Origin of the sequence: Bacillus sp. AFS077874, assembly GCF_002566505.1 — a bacterium.
Classification (GTDB): Bacteria; Bacillota; Bacilli; order Bacillales; family Bacillaceae_G; genus Gottfriedia.
In genome coordinates, this window is the sequence record NZ_NUYF01000054.1 from 51,656 (window position 1) to 71,149 (window position 19,494).

General features: G+C 32.8%; 15 protein-coding genes and 1 pseudogene. 1 reads left to right on the top strand and 15 read right to left on the bottom strand.

Annotation, left to right across the window (positions count from 1 at the left end; translation table 11 throughout):
- Positions 1-2: 2 nt before the first annotated feature.
- From COJ46_RS22190 to COJ46_RS22260, 15 genes are all read right to left on the bottom strand, one after another.
- Positions 3-1,961 (bottom strand): VirB4 family type IV secretion system protein, encoded by a 1,959-nt coding sequence (locus tag COJ46_RS22190; RefSeq protein ID WP_176527976.1) that lies wholly within the window; start codon positions 1,959-1,961, stop codon positions 3-5.
- Between the two features lie 13 nt (positions 1,962-1,974).
- A complete protein-coding gene (locus tag COJ46_RS22195; protein ID WP_098566332.1) occupies positions 1,975-2,613 on the bottom strand; it encodes a hypothetical protein in 639 nt (212 codons plus the stop codon).
- Positions 2,610-2,918, bottom strand: a complete 309-nt coding sequence (locus COJ46_RS22200; protein ID WP_098566333.1) for a DUF5592 family protein — start codon at positions 2,916-2,918, stop codon at positions 2,610-2,612. The genes COJ46_RS22195 and COJ46_RS22200 overlap by 4 nt, the downstream gene beginning before the upstream one ends.
- A gap of 1 nt (position 2,919) precedes the next feature.
- Entirely contained in the window at positions 2,920-5,043 is a 2,124-nt protein-coding gene (locus tag COJ46_RS22205; RefSeq protein ID WP_098566334.1) for a pLS20_p028 family conjugation system transmembrane protein, read from the bottom strand.
- Positions 5,043-5,471, bottom strand: coding sequence for a hypothetical protein (locus COJ46_RS22210; protein WP_098566335.1), 429 nt, complete (start codon positions 5,469-5,471; stop codon positions 5,043-5,045). Before COJ46_RS22210 ends, COJ46_RS22205 begins: the two co-directional genes overlap by 1 nt.
- Before the next feature lie 19 nt (positions 5,472-5,490).
- Positions 5,491-7,932 (bottom strand): VirD4-like conjugal transfer protein, CD1115 family, encoded by a 2,442-nt coding sequence (locus tag COJ46_RS22215; protein WP_098566336.1) that lies wholly within the window; start codon positions 7,930-7,932, stop codon positions 5,491-5,493.
- Between the two features lie 494 nt (positions 7,933-8,426).
- On the bottom strand, positions 8,427-9,539 hold the full coding sequence (locus COJ46_RS22220) for a hypothetical protein (RefSeq protein WP_098566337.1): 1,113 nt from the start codon (positions 9,537-9,539) through the stop codon (positions 8,427-8,429).
- Between the two features lie 79 nt (positions 9,540-9,618).
- Positions 9,619-9,846: a hypothetical protein gene (locus COJ46_RS22225; protein WP_029715230.1), complete on the bottom strand. Its 228-nt coding sequence runs from the start codon at positions 9,844-9,846 to the stop codon at positions 9,619-9,621.
- 19 nt (positions 9,847-9,865) lie between these two features.
- Positions 9,866-10,027 (bottom strand): sortase domain-containing protein, encoded by a 162-nt coding sequence (locus COJ46_RS25300; RefSeq protein WP_098566346.1) that lies wholly within the window; start codon positions 10,025-10,027, stop codon positions 9,866-9,868.
- Between the two features lie 343 nt (positions 10,028-10,370).
- Complete coding sequence (locus COJ46_RS22235; protein ID WP_098119147.1) at positions 10,371-10,610, bottom strand: hypothetical protein; 240 nt, start codon at positions 10,608-10,610, stop codon at positions 10,371-10,373.
- Positions 10,611-10,687: 77 nt separating this feature from the next.
- Positions 10,688-11,029: a hypothetical protein gene (locus COJ46_RS22240; protein ID WP_098566338.1), complete on the bottom strand. Its 342-nt coding sequence runs from the start codon at positions 11,027-11,029 to the stop codon at positions 10,688-10,690.
- 1,198 nt (positions 11,030-12,227) lie between these two features.
- Positions 12,228-12,809, bottom strand: coding sequence for a response regulator transcription factor (locus tag COJ46_RS22245; protein WP_098566339.1), 582 nt, complete (start codon positions 12,807-12,809; stop codon positions 12,228-12,230).
- A 16-nt stretch (positions 12,810-12,825) separates the two neighbouring features.
- Entirely contained in the window at positions 12,826-14,166 is a 1,341-nt protein-coding gene (locus tag COJ46_RS22250; RefSeq protein ID WP_098566340.1) for a sensor histidine kinase, read from the bottom strand.
- Positions 14,167-14,171: 5 nt separating this feature from the next.
- The gene (locus COJ46_RS22255; protein WP_098566341.1) at positions 14,172-15,146 is read right to left on the bottom strand and encodes an alpha/beta hydrolase; all 975 of its coding nucleotides are present in this window, start codon (positions 15,144-15,146) and stop codon (positions 14,172-14,174) included.
- Positions 15,147-15,854: 708 nt separating this feature from the next.
- Positions 15,855-17,378 carry a primase C-terminal domain-containing protein gene (locus tag COJ46_RS22260; RefSeq protein WP_176527977.1) on the bottom strand — a complete coding sequence of 508 codons (1,524 nt, stop codon included), beginning with the start codon at positions 17,376-17,378 and terminating at the stop codon, positions 15,855-15,857.
- A 1,016-nt stretch (positions 17,379-18,394) separates the two neighbouring features.
- On the opposite strand from COJ46_RS22260, the pseudogene COJ46_RS22265 reads away from it, so the two are divergent.
- Positions 18,395-19,494: pseudogene (locus COJ46_RS22265) on the top strand (hypothetical protein); the annotation flags it as partial.

Genomic DNA, 19,494 nt, shown 5'->3' on the forward strand with positions numbered 1-19,494 from the left:
CATTATGCACCCCCACCAAACAAGCCTAATTCTTCTTTTGACACATCTACTTTTAATTTGATGTTCTTTACACCTGAAATACTTAAGAAGATTTCTCCTCTACTTAAATAAGGAATTTGAGCTAATTCACTCTCTGTTAATTGGTTCACAAAGACTTCTTGTAGATTCTTCAATGATTCGGAATCTTGTTCCGCAATGATTTTATATTGTGTTAAACGAAATAGATTTTTTACTTTTTCTGCTGCACCTATATCCGCATTTTCAGGTACAAAGTCAGTGATTAAGTGACTCGCAAAGAAGATGCCACCGAAATATTTACGTGCTTCCCTCATAAATCGTTCAATGTACTCCACACCATGTTCAGACCCTTTTCGAGTATTGATGATGTGATGAGATTCATCAATTAAGATCAAATAACGAATGGCATCTTCGAAGCGTAATTGCTTCTTATTAAATGCTCGAAACTGAGGAGAACCATTGTATAACATCCCTTCCCACAACATGTTCATGAGATTAAACAACTGCGCTTGAAAGATTTCCGGCTTCATCGCAGACAAGTGTCGAAGTGGAAATGAAACGACTTTTTCTTTGTTAATATTTTCGATACTGGAATGACCATTAAATAGTTGGCCATAAGTAGTTACCATGTTATCAATGTTTAATTCAATATCACCTAATCGCTTAATTCGATCTTCACTTAAGTTCGTTCGAAGGACTTTTTTATCAAAATCACTGTATAATTCGTCTCGTACATACGAAAGAAAATCTGAAAAAATCGGATACTCAATTGCTTTTTTCTTTGTAATGTCCATCGACTCATCTTCACTCCATAAATCTTTTAACACATATAAATTTCGTAAAAGATTTTCATATTCTTTAAGCTCTGTATCAGGAGCATTTGGATTTAAAAAACGATAAAAGACGTTTAATTTACTTAAATGCTGTCTAAAACTACCTTCTTCATTGACTTCACCATCTTCATCGATTGCAGTCGCATACACTTGAAGAGGATTAATTAACCCTTCACTACCATCTAATGCGACTATTTTACCTCCTAATTGTTTAACTAGCCCTTCAAATTCACCAGTAATGTCTAAAATGCGTGTATAGTAGCCTTTAATCGCATTATCTAATGCAACTTTCTTTAGTAATGTCGATTTCCCAGAACCCATTTTACCAATCATTAACGCATTGTAATGCTTTCTTCGATTGTCACGATGAAATAAATCCCAAATGACATTACCTTTTGTAGCTGTTGTCCCGTAATGAGTGCCGTAAGGATCATCTAATGATGTGAAATGAAAAGGATATCCACCTGCAAGAGAAAGAGATGGAATCTCTTTTCCTTTTCGTTTATTCGTATACTTCAACTGTGTCAAGTAACTTGTAAAAAGTCCCTCCCATTCATATTCTTGTTCATTTAAGAAGATACTTCCACGGAAGTTCTGAGCTTCTAAGTTTTCAATAACATCCTTTGCGTTTCTCTCGATTTCATCGAGTGTTTTTGCGCTAATATAGAGACGTAGATGAATTCGTTTCATGACTTCACCTTGTGTAATGGCATCATACATTTCACTTAACTCCTGGAAACTTTCCCTGGCATCGATGCGATCAATATTATCTTTTGCAGTGGCGTGTCGAACATTTTGTTCAGCCATCGACTTATTAATCGAGTCGACAATTTCTTTTCGATTAGGTGTTGAAATATCAATGGTTGCAACAACATTTGGCATGTTTAAAATCGGCTCTAACCACATATCACTGACTAATGTATTGTAATCATATACATGGATGCATGTTTCATAACCATCACCTTTTCGAATGAACGCTTCTTCAAAGTTGATACCACCTTGCGGTTGGATTTCAGCTACTAGATACGGATTGTAACCATTCTTTTCTTTATCTGTCAGATTTGTTTCCCTTTGTTTAAACCGTGAAAACACTGTTGTTAAAAGTTTCATTTCATCCTCACCCTTACTTAGTCTTTGAATTTAAATTGTTCAGCTTGTACAAAATCGCTATCTTCTTCTCCTCACTTAAAAGACTGATTGGTGTCGTCCGTTGTAACAATCGTTCAACCTGAATGGCTTTATTCTTTAAAGTAAATTCACTTTCTGAATAAAGAAACAAGTAATATTCTCGATTCGTGCGATTCTTTTCAATAAATCGTAATTCCTCTAGCTTTTTCTTTAAAAAAGGAACATACAGTTGGTTATCTGTACGTTCTAGTTTTCGTTGGATATGTTGTTGTTGAATGGTTGTGTCGACAGGAAAGTTTAACGGTACAATCTTCATATCTTCTAAGTACGACTGTAAGAAAAAGGCAAATGAATAGATGTTTAGATTTTTATCTTCTTCATTTAACGAATACACATCTTTTGTGGTTAACTGTAGAATCTCCATGAATTCGCCATTTCTCAGTTCAATAAATCCATTAGCTGTTAGATCAATCACTGGAATGATGTCTGCAATACTCTTTTTAATGATTGGTTTATCTTCTTTCTGTTTTTTCTTCATCATTATTTGACTTTCATCAAATATAGCTGGTGTACTCGTTACTGGATTATTTTTTTCAACGAGTGAAAGATTGACGGTCTTTTCATTCAAACTCACTGGTTCTCATTCCTTTCGTTCGTAGGATCATCGATCGCACAATACGTCTCTTTTTTTCTTGAAGCAGCGATTAACAAAGCTTGATACATCCGTTTTTGAGGGTTTGTGTATGGACGTAGTATGAAAACAAGTCCGACAATACCAACAAAGACATAAAAAAAATGTTTTAAGGAAGTTATAACGAGATTCCCCAAAACCATTGCCCCTAGTAATAAACCCATGATGAAAAATAGATCAAATAGGTAAATTGCTTTATTAATTTTTAATTCAGAAGTAACCTCTTTCGGAATCCGATAATTCGTCATATTATCTCTCCTCATTTCGACTATTTCGATGTTTATCTCGATAATTTGCGATGCTATTACGAAGCGCTGATCCAGTATTTTCACCTATCTTATATGAACGTTGAACACTTTGAACAGGTTTCGCTTGAGTAAATCGACCTCTTATCACTTGTCCAACATGTCTAGTTTCTTGCATAGGTTTACGAATATTGGCACTGCCTGGACTTATTTGTTGACCGTTTTGGTTTGATGAAACAGATGAATTTTTCATTGGCTCGTTTGTACGAACACTCGATGAAAGATGATTACTTGTCGTTTGCGCTGGTTGACTATTATTCATTTCTTTCTGTAATCCACTTTGGATATTGGATTGTTCATCTGACCTTACACTTGCGATTGAATTTTCTTTATCCATTTCTTGATGTAGGCCATTAGTTGAGGCATTTTCAACTGAACCTACTTGGCTTTCCATTTGAGAAGTTAAAGAATTATCACCACTTGCATTCATTTCTTCATGTAAACCAGTTGGTGAAGATTCGCCGCCCAATTGTCCTGGTTCGTTCGCCATTTCTGAAGATAATGAATTTGTATCACTAGCATTCATTTCTTCATGTAAACCAATTGGTGTAGATTCCCCTAAATGCCCTGGTTGGTTTTCCATTTCAGAAGACGGTCTGTTTACACCACTTGCATTCATTTCTTCATGTAGACCGATTGGCTGATTTGGATTATCATGTGCCTGTTGTTGATCCATTTCTTGTTCGAGGGATGATGCAATTTGTCCCATTCCTGCATTCGCTTCTAAGTTAGCCTGTTCGTTATTTGTTTCATTTATTTGTTTGTCATCTTTACTATTTTGAGTTAAATCATTTTGATTGTTCATCGTACCATTAGAATCTTGATTAGTTGATAAATTCATTTGATTCGATGATAGTCCTTTCGCAGCACCAGCCATACTTGCAACTGTATTAGCACCACCTTGTGCCAAAGACTTTGTTAAACTTGTAATACCATTAACTCCTTTACTCATACCTTTCGCAGCACCATATGCACCTGCAAGTGCTCCCCAACCTGATTTGAGACCTGCATCAATTCCAAATAATCGCTCAACGATATTTGGACCATCAACCACAGCTAAAGAGAATGAGAATAATGCAATTACATAGGCAATTCCATCAAGTTTTTGCGTAATAAAACCAGTTCCGATTGTATAAATCTTAAGCGACATAAATATTATGATGGTTGTAATAAAGATATTAAGGATATTTTGAATAACTTGTTTCGTCTTTTGGCCTGAATGGATATCGGCTGGCGCAATGATGGTAGCCAGTACATAATTGAATGTTAATTCAAAAAATAACTTAGCTAACTTAATCGCAATTGTCAGCATGGTAAACGCCATAACCCCTAACGTGATCGCAATCGTCCAAAAGTTCCAATCCCAACGGTAATAATTTTCATCGAACTTGAACAATCCTTTATCTAATTCAACTTCTTTTGGTGTACCACTATCTCCGTAACTAAGTTTATTTTCAAAAACATACTGCCCGTTTTGACTCAATTCTTTATTATTATCAAATTGAAAATCTTTATCAATTGTTTCTGTTATCGAAATGTTTAATATATTATCTTTTGGAATCTTATTTGGTTTATCTAAATTCACTGTTTCCCAATAAGTTAAATCGTATTGCGAAACATCCGTTATGTTGTCCTTTACAATTTGTTTCGCAATGGATTGAGTACCTGAAACTCCAAAACCTTCAATTGCCTGGTCTGTAAATTTATTTGTCTTTTCCATCCCTGTTCCTAAAATTGTAAAAACAACAAGAGCCATAAAGATATTCACTACAATGGCTTCTCGATTCACTTTCTTTTGAAACATTATTAAATAACCTAAATATAAAAGAGAAAAAGCCATTAACGTAATCGATAATGGCTTTAAGAGATCAATTAGATCGTGTATTTGATTGTCTGTGAAAAATAATTTTAACTTTAAAATGGAATCCGTTACATTCGATAGTGAATCAACTAACCAAACTAAACCATTAATAATTAACCATCCAATAATTCTAAACATATAATTAATTGGATTTGAAATTTCTAGATGGTCTGAGAATTTTAATAGAATTTGGACCGTTTCATTCATTACTCAGTCTCCTTCACATCTTGAAGAAATTGATTGATAGCTAAATCTACTTGTTCTTTTTCAAATTTCTCAAGATCTACAGTAGATTTTACGGTACCTTCTTTATAGTAAACAATCGTTCTAGATATTTGATGAATATATTTGCTATAAAGATCTAAACCACCATCAATAACATAAACATTAAAATGTTTTTCCTTCCCCATTTTAGTTAATTGATCTAAATATCGTTTTTCTTGTTCAGGAAACGGACGCTTTACATAAACAAATCCGTCTTTTTTACCATCTACAAACTGTTGATACTCTTTTACATTAATATTAATGATTTTTCCCTCTCCATTAAAAGGGGGCTTCCCGCAAGCTGTTAAAATGATGGTTAGTAAACAGAGCCCTATCATCGCTGTTAGTAGCTTGCTAATCTTTTTTTTCACTTTTCCTTACCTCCAGTAGTTAACTATTTTCATATTCATTAATTAAAGCTTTGTATTTATCAATCACTGCCGTATAGATATTCATCTTGATTTGATTCGTTTCTCGTAAATTGACTAGTAAATCATTAAAATCAAGAATATTCATAGTCCGAATATCACTTTCATGTTTTTCAATGAAAGAAATTAAGCTATCACCTTTGAAAAACGTTTGAATATCCATTTGTCGCCAATCTGTTAGTTTAGGCTCTGCAGGATCTGACGTATCAGGTTGGTGAGGTTCTTCTTGGTTCGATTTAACATATTGGCCAAGTTTCTCATCTAAATCTTGAAATACTTCCTCAACAGGGTTTCTATTACTTCCGTTAAAATTAATGATTAATTTCTTTAAATTCACATCTGCATGCAAGCAACGAATATCAATGTCATTGATTGATTTGTCCGTATCAAAGTCCTCAGATAGGTACTCCCATCTATACTTCATTGCCGTTTCTTTCGAATTAAAGATTGGATAAGGTGTAATACGGTTTCGATTTAAATCTTGCCGTTTGATAATCCGAATAATAACGGTTTCAGCTTCTTGAAGTTGCATTAACTCTACTGATGTCAATAATCTTCTTCCATCTACACTCTCTGTTTTACTTTTATCGAGCGATAACGTATGACCACTACGGCTCTTTGTAGTAATCGTTCTTTCTCCTAATTTTTTCGAGATCCGTTCTGCAGTCGTTTCGTCTGTTGTTAGAATGTAGATGGTATTATTACAGTTACCATCAATTGTTTCCGAGGCATCTCCATATTTCGTTTTTAATTGACTATATGCTTGTATAATTAAGTTAAATCGAATACCACGACCTAAACAAACTGTTAAGTTCGTATCCATATTTGGAATTGTTGGCATATTACCGAATTCGTCTAATATAAAAACTACTTCTCTCAAACATTTTCCACCCTTTGTGACAGAGGCATTAATGGATAACTCTGTATAAAGTTGAGTAACAAATAGAGAAGCAATGACATGAAGTGAAGGATCTGAGTCGGGTGTTATCATAAATACAGCAATCGGTTTTTGATAGGAGTCGATTTTTTGAATTCGAATGACTTCACTCGCACCTTCACAAGTAAATTCTACTATTCCTTCTTTATCAATTGATGTAATCATTACATCTAATGAACGATCCTTTTCCTTTTCTCTAAATACAATTGTCTCTCCATTTTCGATAGTATTCGTGTAGTTCAATTCAAAGTTACCATTTGCATCGGTCCGTATCGATTCTATTTCACCATTTGGAAACTCCATATTAATACGTGTTAATGGTTTTGAAGTTCCAACAACTGTTCGACCAAATCCCACCTTCTTTAAATCAAAGCTACTCTTAGATGTCATCTTTGCAACGTTATCAATTGTAAAGATACTTAATTTTGAGGATGTATTTGAGAAAATCCCTCCCCTTGTATTACCAGAAGCGAAATTTGATGTAGCATACTGCATTTTGGCAGCACTATCATCTGGTAAGTTTCTAAAATATAAATCTAGTGCATTGTCTTCTGAACCATCATTATATTTGATTGTTTTACCACCTAACGTATTTAACATGTTCGCAACGGAATACATTGTAATTTGATCTTCTCTTCCTTCTTTAATACATTTATCACAAATTGCTAGTATTAAGGAATTACAAAGTGAAATAGATGAATTTTGCCAGAATGGATCTTTCGAATTCGGATCATTAAACAACATAAAACTAACTGAGTTTGCACTTTGTTGTGCTTGAGCATAGTTACCTTGTTTATAGTGTTTAATCACTAACTGAAGAATTTGGTAAGACATACTCTGTAGAGGGTCTAATAGATTAAGTGCTTCGACATGATAACCTCGTTTTTCTAAAGTATCTTTTGAAGCTGCAAGCAATTCTCCTTTTGGATCATTTAGTATCATTGACGCCTGTTTTTCGGCACGGCTATATAGATCTATTGTTGAAAAGACAAAGGTTTCCCCTTTACCAGAACGAGTTGTCCCGATTATTAAATTATTTACTGGTGAATCATCTATAAAAATTTTATCCTGGTACCGAGAAACTGGAATCCCTCCTCCACCTGGGAACTTTTCTTCTTTCTCAGGTACTGCTCGATACTGTTTTTGTAATTCATCCAATGTTGTAAACCGTGATGTCCCTTTCTGCCCTTTTTCTAACGAAGCAAAGTTCGAACGAATCTTGTAAACTACGATACTTGCACAAAAAATTGCAAGACACATCAATAATAAATAGAAAAAGATGTTTAACTGAAACGAAAAAAAGTCTTTTACTTCAAGATGAGGTGTATGGGGATGACCGAAGTCAGTTAAAGACTGTAAAAGTGAAACGACAGCATTACCAACCATTGTTGATAAAAATAAGACAATTAAACAAGTCCCTATCCAAATACCAATTAATGTATTTTTTTTTTCAAAATATTTTAACATAGGCTCTCCTTCTGTAAATGTCAAAATGGAAACTATAATATCAAGTTTCTTAAGTTTTTGTTTTATACTGATGATGCAATTCAATATAGAAATTGTTAGTAATAGCCAATAAACAAAAAAAGGAACAGTGTGATAACATTTGGTTACCCAGAATTTAACGACTATATAAATTATAAAATCTTGAATTATGAAAATTTATATTTCTCTCAATAACCTTCGTATATTCCAAACGAGTTTATCTGCACTTTCTTTATTAATCATCAGACCAAGGTTCGAGTTTGTGACATCAATTATTGCTACATGCAAATTTATTGGGTCGATGTAATTTGACGTAATATATCTACTTGCCTAGTCCACTAAATTTGCGTGAAATATGAATACCAAATTTTTACATATAACCATAAACACCTTGTCAGTCATTGCATATTCATCTTTAATAATTGATGTTGAGAAATTAAACGGAGCTTTCATATAACAAGCACAATTTTTATTACTTAAATTGACATTAATTGTTTTTGTAATTCATTTTTCCTATCTGTTAGTTTCTTGACGTCATCATTCTTTTTACTTTCCTTTGATATGGAAATTGCATTATCTATATCTTTTAATTGCTTTGTTAAGTCTTCAAATTTGGTAATTTTTTGTTTTAATTCTTCATTACTATTGTTCAATAACTCGTTTTTTGCTCCTTGAATGTTACCGGTTTTGAGATAAGCATATGTTTTCATCTCACTTCTTTTTACAGTCATTTCAACCTTTGTTAGCTTAAGTAAATTCGCATATTTCTTATCTGCAAACAATAAATCGAATTTCCCTTCATCTGTAGGAAAACTAGCATTATATTCTCTTAGTTGATCGATACTGCCTTTGGTTGAGATCAATGTTTCTACGAAACCCACATCATTTTTATAGAGATCTACTACATCTTTGTATTTTTTTTGATCTAACAGTAATTTGGCATACAACTGAATTTGCTCTTTTGTTAAGTCTTTTTTATGTTTATCAAAATAATTTAGTATACTCGCATTATCACCGAGTAGCGCATGTTCATACTGATTTATTATTTTCGTTTGTTCTTTTACTAGATTGGTTTGTTTCTGTACATCATGTTTACCATTGCTAATTACTAAACTCATAAACGTAGCTGTTCCAACTAAAGTTAGTGATACAATCCCTGCAATTGAATAGATTGCACGTCTTTGCCACTTTTTTAGTTTTGATATTCTACTTTGATCCAGACCAATTAAATGAACATGCTCATTTTTTTCTGCTAATTTAAAGATATCTGGAAGACAATCTTCCATTTTAGACAATAGGATTAACTTATCTTGTTCGTGCTGTTTATTGATTTTCATTTGTTCAAGATTTTGTTTAATATGTTGGTAAAGATTTGGGGCTTTATAGGATCCAAACTGAAACGTTCCTGTGTAGATTGGCGAACCATCACTATCTTTTTCAATTAAATAGAAATGGCCGGCTAATTCCTTTTTTTCTTCTCGACAGACTTTTTCGAGTTCTGCAGATTTCTGTACAGCTTCAATAAAATCGATTTTCTCAGATTTTTGAAACATCTTATGATTCAATTGGGTAAATACTACTTGTAGCATTTAGTTCACTCCTTTTCATTAAAAAGAATAGATACACAAAATTTTGTGTATCTATCAGATTTGATTTTTACTATTGATCTTAGAATCGAATGTTGCTGTTGATACCTTGCGCTAGTGCATAAGCACCCATAACAACAATCAAACCAACCGTAGCACCAATAAACCACCCCTTGGCCTTCGGTCGTCCACTATCTCCACCTAACATAAAGTAATACCCACCGATACATAGTGCAATCGCAGCACCTACGATTCCACCACCTTGCAACCATTTTAAAATTGCTAAACCAGTTGTGTTTAATAAATCCATACAAATTCCCTCCTACAAATCATCTTTTTGTCCCATTTGAATGACAAGTGATTAATGGAATAATAGGATCATCCTTCTTATCTTCTATAGCCTCAATATAATCTGACGAAATAACATATTTTTCTATTACTTGATAGATGAAAGTCTTTTCTTCATTTGAGAAAAAAACAAAATCCCCTATTTTACCCGATCAAGTGGGCTAAATAAGAGATTCAGATTTATCATATGATGTGAAGCTAAAGTATAGTTCCCTTTTCCCTTTGTTTAATTCGGTTTTAGGGTACCAGCTCCTGCCGAAACGCCTTTAATAACTGGCAGTCTCAACTTCACTCTCTGTATGTCAACTGCCCAATAACGGGTAAAGTCTTTCTTGAGGCAGTTATAACATCTTTTGTTGTAATATTTTTAATTCCATCAAAATTATAGGTTACCTTAGCCTGATCATTTTTGGCTTTTACTTTAGTCTGAATGAATATAAGATTCCTATAATAATAATTAAATAGGAACCAAACCTAATTTACTTTTTATCCATTTTCTCTTACTTCATACTGTTTATTTTCTAATACATCTACTTCTTGTTTAGTTGAAGAAAATTTTTCTTTTAACACCAATAATTGTTCAAATGCTTTTTCACTATTTTCCACAATATAGTTTTGATGTTGCTGGTATAACCATTCGTTATATTCTTCCCCTAATACTGACATCAACTTTTCCATTTTTTCTTTTTGTTTCTTTAGTTCCTTTAAATTAATTGTTTCCGACATCAAAATTCTCCTTTCTAACTTAAATAGCAAAATAAATAAGCACCGATGAAACGCTGCTATCATTACATGTATTCAATTCATGAGGTCATAAATTGTATTAAGCGACTTGTTTCTTGATTCGATAATAACAAGATTCGATCATTGTTACCTTGTGTGCCATATGGTTTTACATCAAGATATTGAACTTGATCCGCAGTAAAGGCTGTAGCGTTGTCATCACTCGCATTTGTTACAATGAAAGTCTTATTCGGTTCTCTTTTCATCCACTCAGAAAACCCTATTAATAACTGTGTTGCTGTAAATTGACCATTCAGTTCGAGGACGACATTAAGTGGTTTTATCATTCCTTTCGCGGATGTAGCTTTTCGAATAAAACGTAATCGATATTTCTTATTTGTTACTTCTTTTGGTATTGCCATTTTATTATTTCTCCTTTCATTTATTTTGTATTTGCATGAAACTATCTTTCAATTTCAACAAATGCACACTTTGTATAACTTCTCATTTACCCAGAATCAATAACTCATCCTCTTTTAGATAAAATAAATAGCCCTGCTTTTTCAGTGGACTGAGTTTCATACTCATCTTCATAACGCCTTTCCTGTTTTGAAGTTTTTCTTGATGAATGAAATCTTTGTATTAATCCCCCGTAAAAGTATGGGAAACTTATACAAAATCTAATAAATGGTTGCCTTTTAATCGCTCGAATGTGCAAACAGGCATTGTCATCGCGTTTCTAACCAATCATTATCAAACAAAATCACGTTCAAATCATTGAAAATAAATGAAAAAACCTATAAAATTAAGTTTCCTACGTTTAATCTTATAGAGGTTTTTGTTTAATCAATTAATTACGTAACATAACCATTCGTTATAGAATACTGGTTAATTGTGCGGGCATTTAACCCAACCTCACATCACGCCCTTGACGACTTGCGTCTAAGGTTAATTTTGAGTTGTTGGTTTTCAGGAACCAACTCGTCAAAACAACCCACAGCGTAACCGAGTGCCTTCATTGATAAAGGTGAGAAGACATTACCTTTAACTCTTCTTATTCTTTTATGAATGAACTGATGTGAAAAAAAGATAGCGCATTTTCCTATTTCTAGGTAAATGCGCTATCTTCATTCCTACTGAGTACACAAAAAGTATATGTTTCACAATAAAAAGATTAATCATTTTTATGAAAAAATATACTACTTTCCCCCATAATCTAACTAAATAGACTATGAAAATCTAGGGTTTTCATGTGCAATTTTGGAATGAGACAAAGTTACCTAGCAACCCTTATTTGCTATGGAAACTGTAAGATGAGTGCTTCCAACACGATTCTTACTGTCTCATTTTTTAATAGTTCTATAATTATTAGACATCCGTTTACAATCCAGATAATTCCAAATTTTAATTTAAAATTTCATTTATAAATCCATTTATTTTCATGAAAAAATCTTAAGGTTCATGCGGAAGTGAACATATTATAATTTTTTGTAACTACATATAATCAATCTTATACTTCTCCTTATTTCTATAAATAAGGTTAGCATGTAGAAAAAAATTTGGGGAGGGTTAAAAAATTAACCCTCCCCAATCAGCTACAAATATTGTATAATAAAATGCTTATTTTTCTATTTTCTTTCTAATATTCTTAATTTGAAGTTTTATTGTCTCCACTGATTTATATAAAATTGAAGCAATCTCATTTTTCTTTAAACCTTTTTCATGTAATTCGTACACTTCTCGTTCACTTTTAGTTAATTTCTTGATTCTTCTTTCTTTTAATAATTCAGATAAAACAATGTTTGTAGCGTCAGAATGAAGACTATGATTATTTTGATAAGCTTCTTTTATTGCGTTCGGTATATCTCGAAAAGACTTTTTTGCGACGTAGTTCATTACACCTTTATCAAATGCATTGAGTATGGTATCTTTATCTTCCCACGAAGTTAACATAATGACTTTATAAAAATTCTTGCTTCTTAAATAATCAGCAATTTCAATTCCTTCGAATTTCTTAACATTATCTGTCAACGAAAGATCCAATAGTGCCACATCAAATTTCGTACAATCAACATTTAAGGCAGCTTCTTTAGTTGATACTTTCTCAACAACAACTATATCTTTTTCTCTTTCTACTAATTTGCACAAACAATCCATCCAAACAGGATCATCTTCTACAATTAACAATCCAATTTTATTCATTATTAACACCTCTAGCCTATGCTATGCTCCGAAAATCAACTTTTCTTTTAATCGGAAATTTGAGCATTACAGCAGTTCCATTGTGTAGCTTACTTCTAATCAGTAGCTTTCCATTAAGGCGCTGCATTACATTAAAACAATACGTTAATCCTAGCCCATAACTATCAACTTTTCCTTTTGTAGAGAAAAATGGATTTAACACAAGAGACATGTTTTCTTTGCTAATACCAGTTCCTGTGTCAATAATATCAACATATATATATTTTCTATCACGATAGACATTAATCGTTATTTTTCCAGATCCCTTAATTGCTTCAATTGCATTTTTTAGAATATTTAACAGCATTTCTCTAAAATGAACTGAATCACCTTTCAATTTATAATCGAGTTTGTAATCTTTATGAATGATTATTTCTCTTAGCAACGGTGTTAAGAGAAAGATACTTTCTTCAATAACATCGTTTATCCAGAAGAAATTAATTTTATAATCAACAACATCTAACTGAGATTGAACTCGTGTAGATAAATCCATAATATGATTAATTGATTTTTTCGTTAAATTCATATTATTAAGTGTTTCTTTATCGTTCTCTACTATTTTTCCTTCTAATTGTTCGATCAAGAAATCAATTTTGGCAATTTCATTTTTAATTGTATGATTGAAAACTGCTGTACCAGAAACAGCGCTTTTAACCATTAATTCACTATGATCATTCTCGATTCTAATTTTAACACCTAGAATACCATAGCGAATGCCATAATAGACGAATAATAGGAATTGGACTCCAATGATTAAAGGATTAAAAAAATCCCAAGTTCCTACAACACCTAATGCCTCCAAAATGAAATTTGTGATCATCGACATACAAATCATCGGTATCACATATATACAAGTTAATATTCTTTTCTGCTTGATATTAGGGTTATTTTCTTTCAATGCCGTATAGGCCAATAAACTTATACATATAAACATATATGGAACGGCCCATGTCGATATAACTTTAAAATTCACTTTAAAATCAGGATAGTATTCGATATGGAAATACATATATATTACTGGAAGAAGGCATAAAACTTTGCATATTCTTTTTAGTTTATTTTGTTTAATAATACCCGTATAAAGAAACCCAAATATCAAACTGGTATACGGAACAAAAAAATGTGAAGTAGATGTAAAAAAAGCATCTGCAAATTTAATATATTCTGGACGATTCATCCCTCTGCCCATCAGAGTTCCTATTCCACCAAACATACCCACGAAAGCTAAATAACTAGACCAACGAAGCGCTTCATTTTGATAATTCTTCCAAAATAAAGTGATCCCCATAATTCCTAAAACAATGACGAGCATGACCATAACTCTCACCTCATTGTTCTATTTTGCAAGAAAGTCATAACATCTCTCGCAATCTTATTTCGCTTAAGAACAATACCTGAATGACCGCAATTGTATATAGTTCTTGCTGGTTTATTCCAAGCATTCCACAATACATCTGCATCTTCAATATCTACATATTGATCGTTTTTAGCAGAAAGTAATAAAATACGATCCTGTTTTAATTTCGGAGAAACTAAACTCGCTTCTATAATTTTTAAGTGTTTAGATATTTCTTGATATCGAACTCCATTTTCTAACAGTTCTTTTTTGATAAATTTTCCTGGATCCGTATTCCATATCGTATGTGCAAGAGAGTTCACATAAAATATAGACACCATTGCATCTACCTGCTCTTCAACAGTAACAAGCAAATTTGTAATAAATCCGCCTAGACTAAGACCCACTACAAAGATTGGTCCTTGTTGTCTTTCCTTGATTGAGTGAATAAAAGACCTTAAATCTACAACTGCTTGTCTAACTGCTTGCACTGTGCGTTCAATATCTGCACTCACCATATATTCACCACTAAATGATGATTCAAATGGCTTTCTTTGCAAATGATAAGGTAAAGTATAATAATACATATTCCACTGATGTTTTTTCATGTGTTGTTGAAACATTTTTATTAGACGATCATTCGATTTCATTCTCCATCCATGTACAAAAATAACATTTGGTTGTTCTTTATTCTCCTGTTGTACAAATTCCCCAGTAACAAGGTCGTTACAGGTATCACCTACCGGGATAGTACTCTGAAATTCAAAAAATCCCGTATTATACCCTTCCTCGATTTTATGTGTAGTAAAAGTTACATTTGGAACTGAATAAGTATTATAAAACTCTTTTCTATTCCTTTCTTCAACATGCTCCTGAAAAGGAGTATATTGTGAAACATTACTTATATTTTTATGAAAATTTCGTAGTGCATAACGATCAATCATTTTTGAAAACAAATCCATACCTCCTAGCTCGCATTTATATTCCCATATAGTAAGATTCAATATATAATATATCGCTTTCAGATTTTAAAATAATCTTTATTTTAAAAAATTACTAATCATTTTTTTGAAAACTACTAATATAAAATAAACTTAATAAAATATATTTCAAAAATGTGTGTTCTTAAATATTTCCTGAGCCCACAGATTCATACGAAAGCGCTGCATCTAGTGTAGAAGAACCTTGTTTTGTGTATTAAATGAAATCTAGTAAATAAGCCACTATTTACTATTAAAGTTACCTTAAAATTCAAATTCCTCTTCCTTACGCAAATCCCACTAAAGTGCAGCAGAAAAACCCCTACAATCACTATCTATTTCTAGATTGGTAACACCAATCACTTTTTCACAATTAAATTATTGTTAATTAAACTAACTATTTAACATAATTAATCAATAAACAGAATGAATAAAATTATACAAAGTCATTATCAAGAACAAGGTAATCATAAATTTCTTCCTCTGAAACTCTACAATTTCATTTACCGAACTTCATCTACCAAGTAATAAACCACTAACACTACCTGTACCTTCAAGTATATATCACACAATACAATCTAACTAAGCATAAGTTCCGTAGCTAGAATTGTACAAAAGAAATAACAAGTGACCAACAAAACCCGACCAAAGGAGAATATAGATATGTAATGGCAGACTGGCTTATTAATTCTAACCTGTATTTTGCGCAGGTGGAGATGTACCAGCGCGATAAATGAGATCTAGTTCATCCCAAAGTAACTTAGCTTCCACAAATGGACTGACAAGTTGGTGTTTAAATAGATTTAATTCAGGAAAAAGTTCAGCAAATGTTATTTGGGCATTTCTAACTTGTTCCTTACGTAGTAATAATAGTCTTTTAAAAAGTATAGATCGGCTTGCCAATTTCGTGATCGCTCCACGCCCTTGACCAATTACATATTTTTTTAGTTTACTAGAGCGCTTGAATACTTCTTTTAAAGAGGATACTGCCATTCCAAAGGTTTCGGAAAGCATCTTTAAAGATCCCTCTAAAAATGGCGTTTCAGGGCTTGTCTTAGCTTCTAAATAGGTAATTATATCTGCTTCCCATTCTTCATAATGAGATCTCTTTCGATCCGTCCGATCCTTTTTAAACTTATACCACCCATCTCTTCCTTGAAATGTTGCTCTTCCATCCGTCCAATTCTCTAATAAACCTTCTACATATGAACGCTTCGCGCCTTTATATTTTCCTTTATACGCACTGTTTAGCGTTCTTTCAAATTCATATTTAGTTAATGGCGCTTGTAAATTGGAATTAAACTGATCTAATTCATTGTATGTATCTTCAAAAGATCTCCCAGCAGCGTAATTTTCTAAGGCCATTGTAAATAAAGCATTATTTCTGCTTGCTGCATAATGACCAGGTGAAATTTTTTTTGCTTGGATTAATACTTGATACCACTCCGCCATAGATGACGTAATTTTTGTTTCATTTTGATAAACAATTTGAAAAGCCTTTTTATCATGCTCTTTAGACCAAAATATTAGCTCGTTTGTATCAACTGGAACGTCATGAAAATCTAGTATGTTGTCTGTACTTGGTATACGATAAAAACCAAAAGGATTACAGTTTACATCAATTTTTGCATAGGCTAACAATGCACTACGTATATTTTCAAAGATACGTTCAGCTACACGAAGTGACTTAAAATTTTGCTGATTATGTACGTAAAAAGGGGTAGCTAAAACAAAGAAAAATTGAAAACCTCTTGGTGTTTCCAATAATACATTCGGTCGAGGTAATCCAAGTTCATCACAAGCTAGATAGAGACGATAGATTTGATCAGGATCCTTTACATCCATATCAAAGCCTATAACATTTACTTGTTTCAAATTTTCTCTTGTATGACCTTTAATGATTCGTTTTTGAAAGTTATAGTATGTGCCGCCACGGAAGGTGTTCGGTGTCCAGTGCGAGGCATGTCCTACCTTTTCATGTAACGTTTCATAAGAAGTGACGACATATCCTCTTCCTTTAGATAAGTCTTCTTTTGTAGATGAAAGGAAAACAGACCCTTTATATGCAGCATTAATCGTAGTTTCATATCGTTTAACTTCTTTATCTGCAAATTTCGATCCCTTTTTTTTGTACCTAAGTAAACTATCATGAGTCATAAATTGAATAACGTCCATCACTGAAACTACTTTTCTCTCTTTTGAAACTTGGAACACCTTGTACACCTCCCACTCTCTAGATCTATCGAAAAATTTAACATTACAATATCTGCATTCATTCTCTTTTTTTCGATAAAACATTTAGTTAGTGATAAGTATACTAAATTGGATTTTTCAAAAAGGCGTTCTCTTAGAGAAAAGTGAGCACTTTTGGAGGTGGTCTCAGCCTTAGAGCCACAAGGGTTGAAATTTTTTTTATGTTTTTTTTTTGGACACATCTGGCTGTGGTGTGTTCACTTTTTTGCGGTAAACTTCGCAAATTGCGACATCTCATTATTCTAGTTATATCAAGGGTAGAACCTATTACTTTGGATTGAGATTCCGGACACATGCGGCCGAGATGTGCTCACTTTTTTTCTAAAGTGAGCACTTTTTTCGGACACATGTGGCTGGGGTAGAGTGAGCATTTCACAAAAAGTGCTCATTTTCTGGACACATGTGTCTTAAAAAATGAGCTCAGGTAATGAATACTTATCTGTTAACCTATAAATTATCCCTATATAAAACCTCAATATATCAATGATTATACGGGTATAATCATATATGTAAAAATCTTGATCACATATGATTACCTTTCAAACATATTCGGACACATCTGGCTGAGGTGTGCTCACTTTTTTTGTGAAATGAACACTTTTTTCGGACACATGTGGCTGGGGTAGAGTGAGCAATTGATAAAAAGTACTCAATTTCTAGACACATGTGTCTTAAAAAATGGGCTCAGGTAATGAACACTTATCTATTTAACCAATAAACTATTAGTACTCTATAAAACTTTTATATACCATTGTTTATACTAGAGGATTTATATAAGTGTAAATTTTAATCACATAATGGTCACTCTCAAACACACTCGGACACATGTGACCGAGTATGTGAGCACATTTTAAGACAGATCTGTCTTAAAAATGGTCTTCCCATAAAAAAGTGAGCACTTTTTTGAACACTTTCGTCCCAGAGTGTGCTCACTTTGTTATAATAAACTATGAATCTAATAATGAGGTTGTGAAAAAATGACGTCTACACGAATACCGGATACATACATATTAACTGGCTCTAGTCTATCGAATGTTCTCTATGAACAGTGTAAACCATTATTTGTCGAGCAAATGCAATCTCATGGAGAATGGACAAAGAGCCCTGAAAAAAATAATATCTTTCAACGTGTTTACTCGTTTATTACGGAAGAAATCTATTCAGATAAACCCTTAACATTAAGGATGATTCGTGAAGCAATTCATAATTATAAAGACACCCTAATCGCAGTTGGAAATGGTTCTTATCATGACATGATTAGAGAATCGTATAAAACCGAAGATTCTATTCAAGAATTAATGCCAAATAAAAACTATATATTAACAAACACAGGTGTTGACTACTATATGTTTAGAGACATCGTGACGAACAAGAATGATTTTATTGAAACAAATGACGGAACGTATCGAAGTTCTATAACAGATAAACAAGGTATTGTACGTGGATTAGCTGAGTTAAAACCATCAGAACTCGTAAAACAAGAAGGCTATTTAGAAAAGCAAGACGTTTGGTATAACTTAATTGAATCAGCAATTAATTCTCTAGATGAATTAACGGCAGACTTGTTTGATTTGATCACATACATGTGGATTGTAACTCCGAAAACTGAAAATGGATATATTCGTTTTCATAGTGATCAAGCCCTAGCTTTAAAGAAAAAACCTACTAATGAACCCTTTAAGAATAGAGATCGTTTTGCAATCATGCAAAGAATCGGTGCCTTAACGAGCCTATGGGTGATGATGAGTAAAGAATCCATTCAAATCCTAGACGAAAGTGATCTAAGGAAAGAAAAATTAGATATTGAAAGCTTTCATAAGATGTTTGATGTAGGGGAAGTAAGTATTGCCAGAGACAGCAACACACAAAAAGTGGTTGGTATTTATGAACTAGAAATTAAACCATCCAAGATTCTGCAACCATTCCTAGATGGACGTAAAGGGACACTTGGTATCTTGGATAAAAAGGTCTTCCAGTATAACCACTACTCCCAAAGGGAACATAAACGTTTAATCCGTTATTTAAGTTACCAGTGGAAAATCCAATCCATTAACAGGAATTATCAACCTTTTAAAGT

What these genes read in the sequence shown, in the direction of transcription:
- COJ46_RS22190 (WP_176527976.1), bottom strand. Translation starts at nt 1,961, where the DNA reads ATGAAACTTTTAACAACAGTGTTTTCACGGTTTAAACAAAGGGAAACA.
- COJ46_RS22200 (WP_098566333.1), bottom strand. Translation starts at nt 2,918, where the DNA reads ATGACGAATTATCGGATTCCGAAAGAGGTTACTTCTGAATTAAAAATT.
- COJ46_RS22205 (WP_098566334.1), bottom strand. Translation starts at nt 5,043, where the DNA reads ATGAATGAAACGGTCCAAATTCTATTAAAATTCTCAGACCATCTAGAA.
- COJ46_RS22215 (WP_098566336.1), bottom strand. Translation starts at nt 7,932, where the DNA reads ATGTTAAAATATTTTGAAAAAAAAAATACATTAATTGGTATTTGGATA.
- COJ46_RS22220 (WP_098566337.1), bottom strand. Translation starts at nt 9,539, where the DNA reads ATGCTACAAGTAGTATTTACCCAATTGAATCATAAGATGTTTCAAAAA.
- COJ46_RS22225 (WP_029715230.1), bottom strand. Translation starts at nt 9,846, where the DNA reads ATGGATTTATTAAACACAACTGGTTTAGCAATTTTAAAATGGTTGCAA.
- COJ46_RS22235 (WP_098119147.1), bottom strand. Translation starts at nt 10,610, where the DNA reads ATGTCGGAAACAATTAATTTAAAGGAACTAAAGAAACAAAAAGAAAAA.
- COJ46_RS22240 (WP_098566338.1), bottom strand. Translation starts at nt 11,029, where the DNA reads ATGGCAATACCAAAAGAAGTAACAAATAAGAAATATCGATTACGTTTT.
- COJ46_RS22245 (WP_098566339.1), bottom strand. Translation starts at nt 12,809, where the DNA reads ATGAATAAAATTGGATTGTTAATTGTAGAAGATGATCCTGTTTGGATG.
- COJ46_RS22250 (WP_098566340.1), bottom strand. Translation starts at nt 14,166, where the DNA reads ATGGTCATGCTCGTCATTGTTTTAGGAATTATGGGGATCACTTTATTT.
- COJ46_RS22255 (WP_098566341.1), bottom strand. Translation starts at nt 15,146, where the DNA reads ATGGATTTGTTTTCAAAAATGATTGATCGTTATGCACTACGAAATTTT.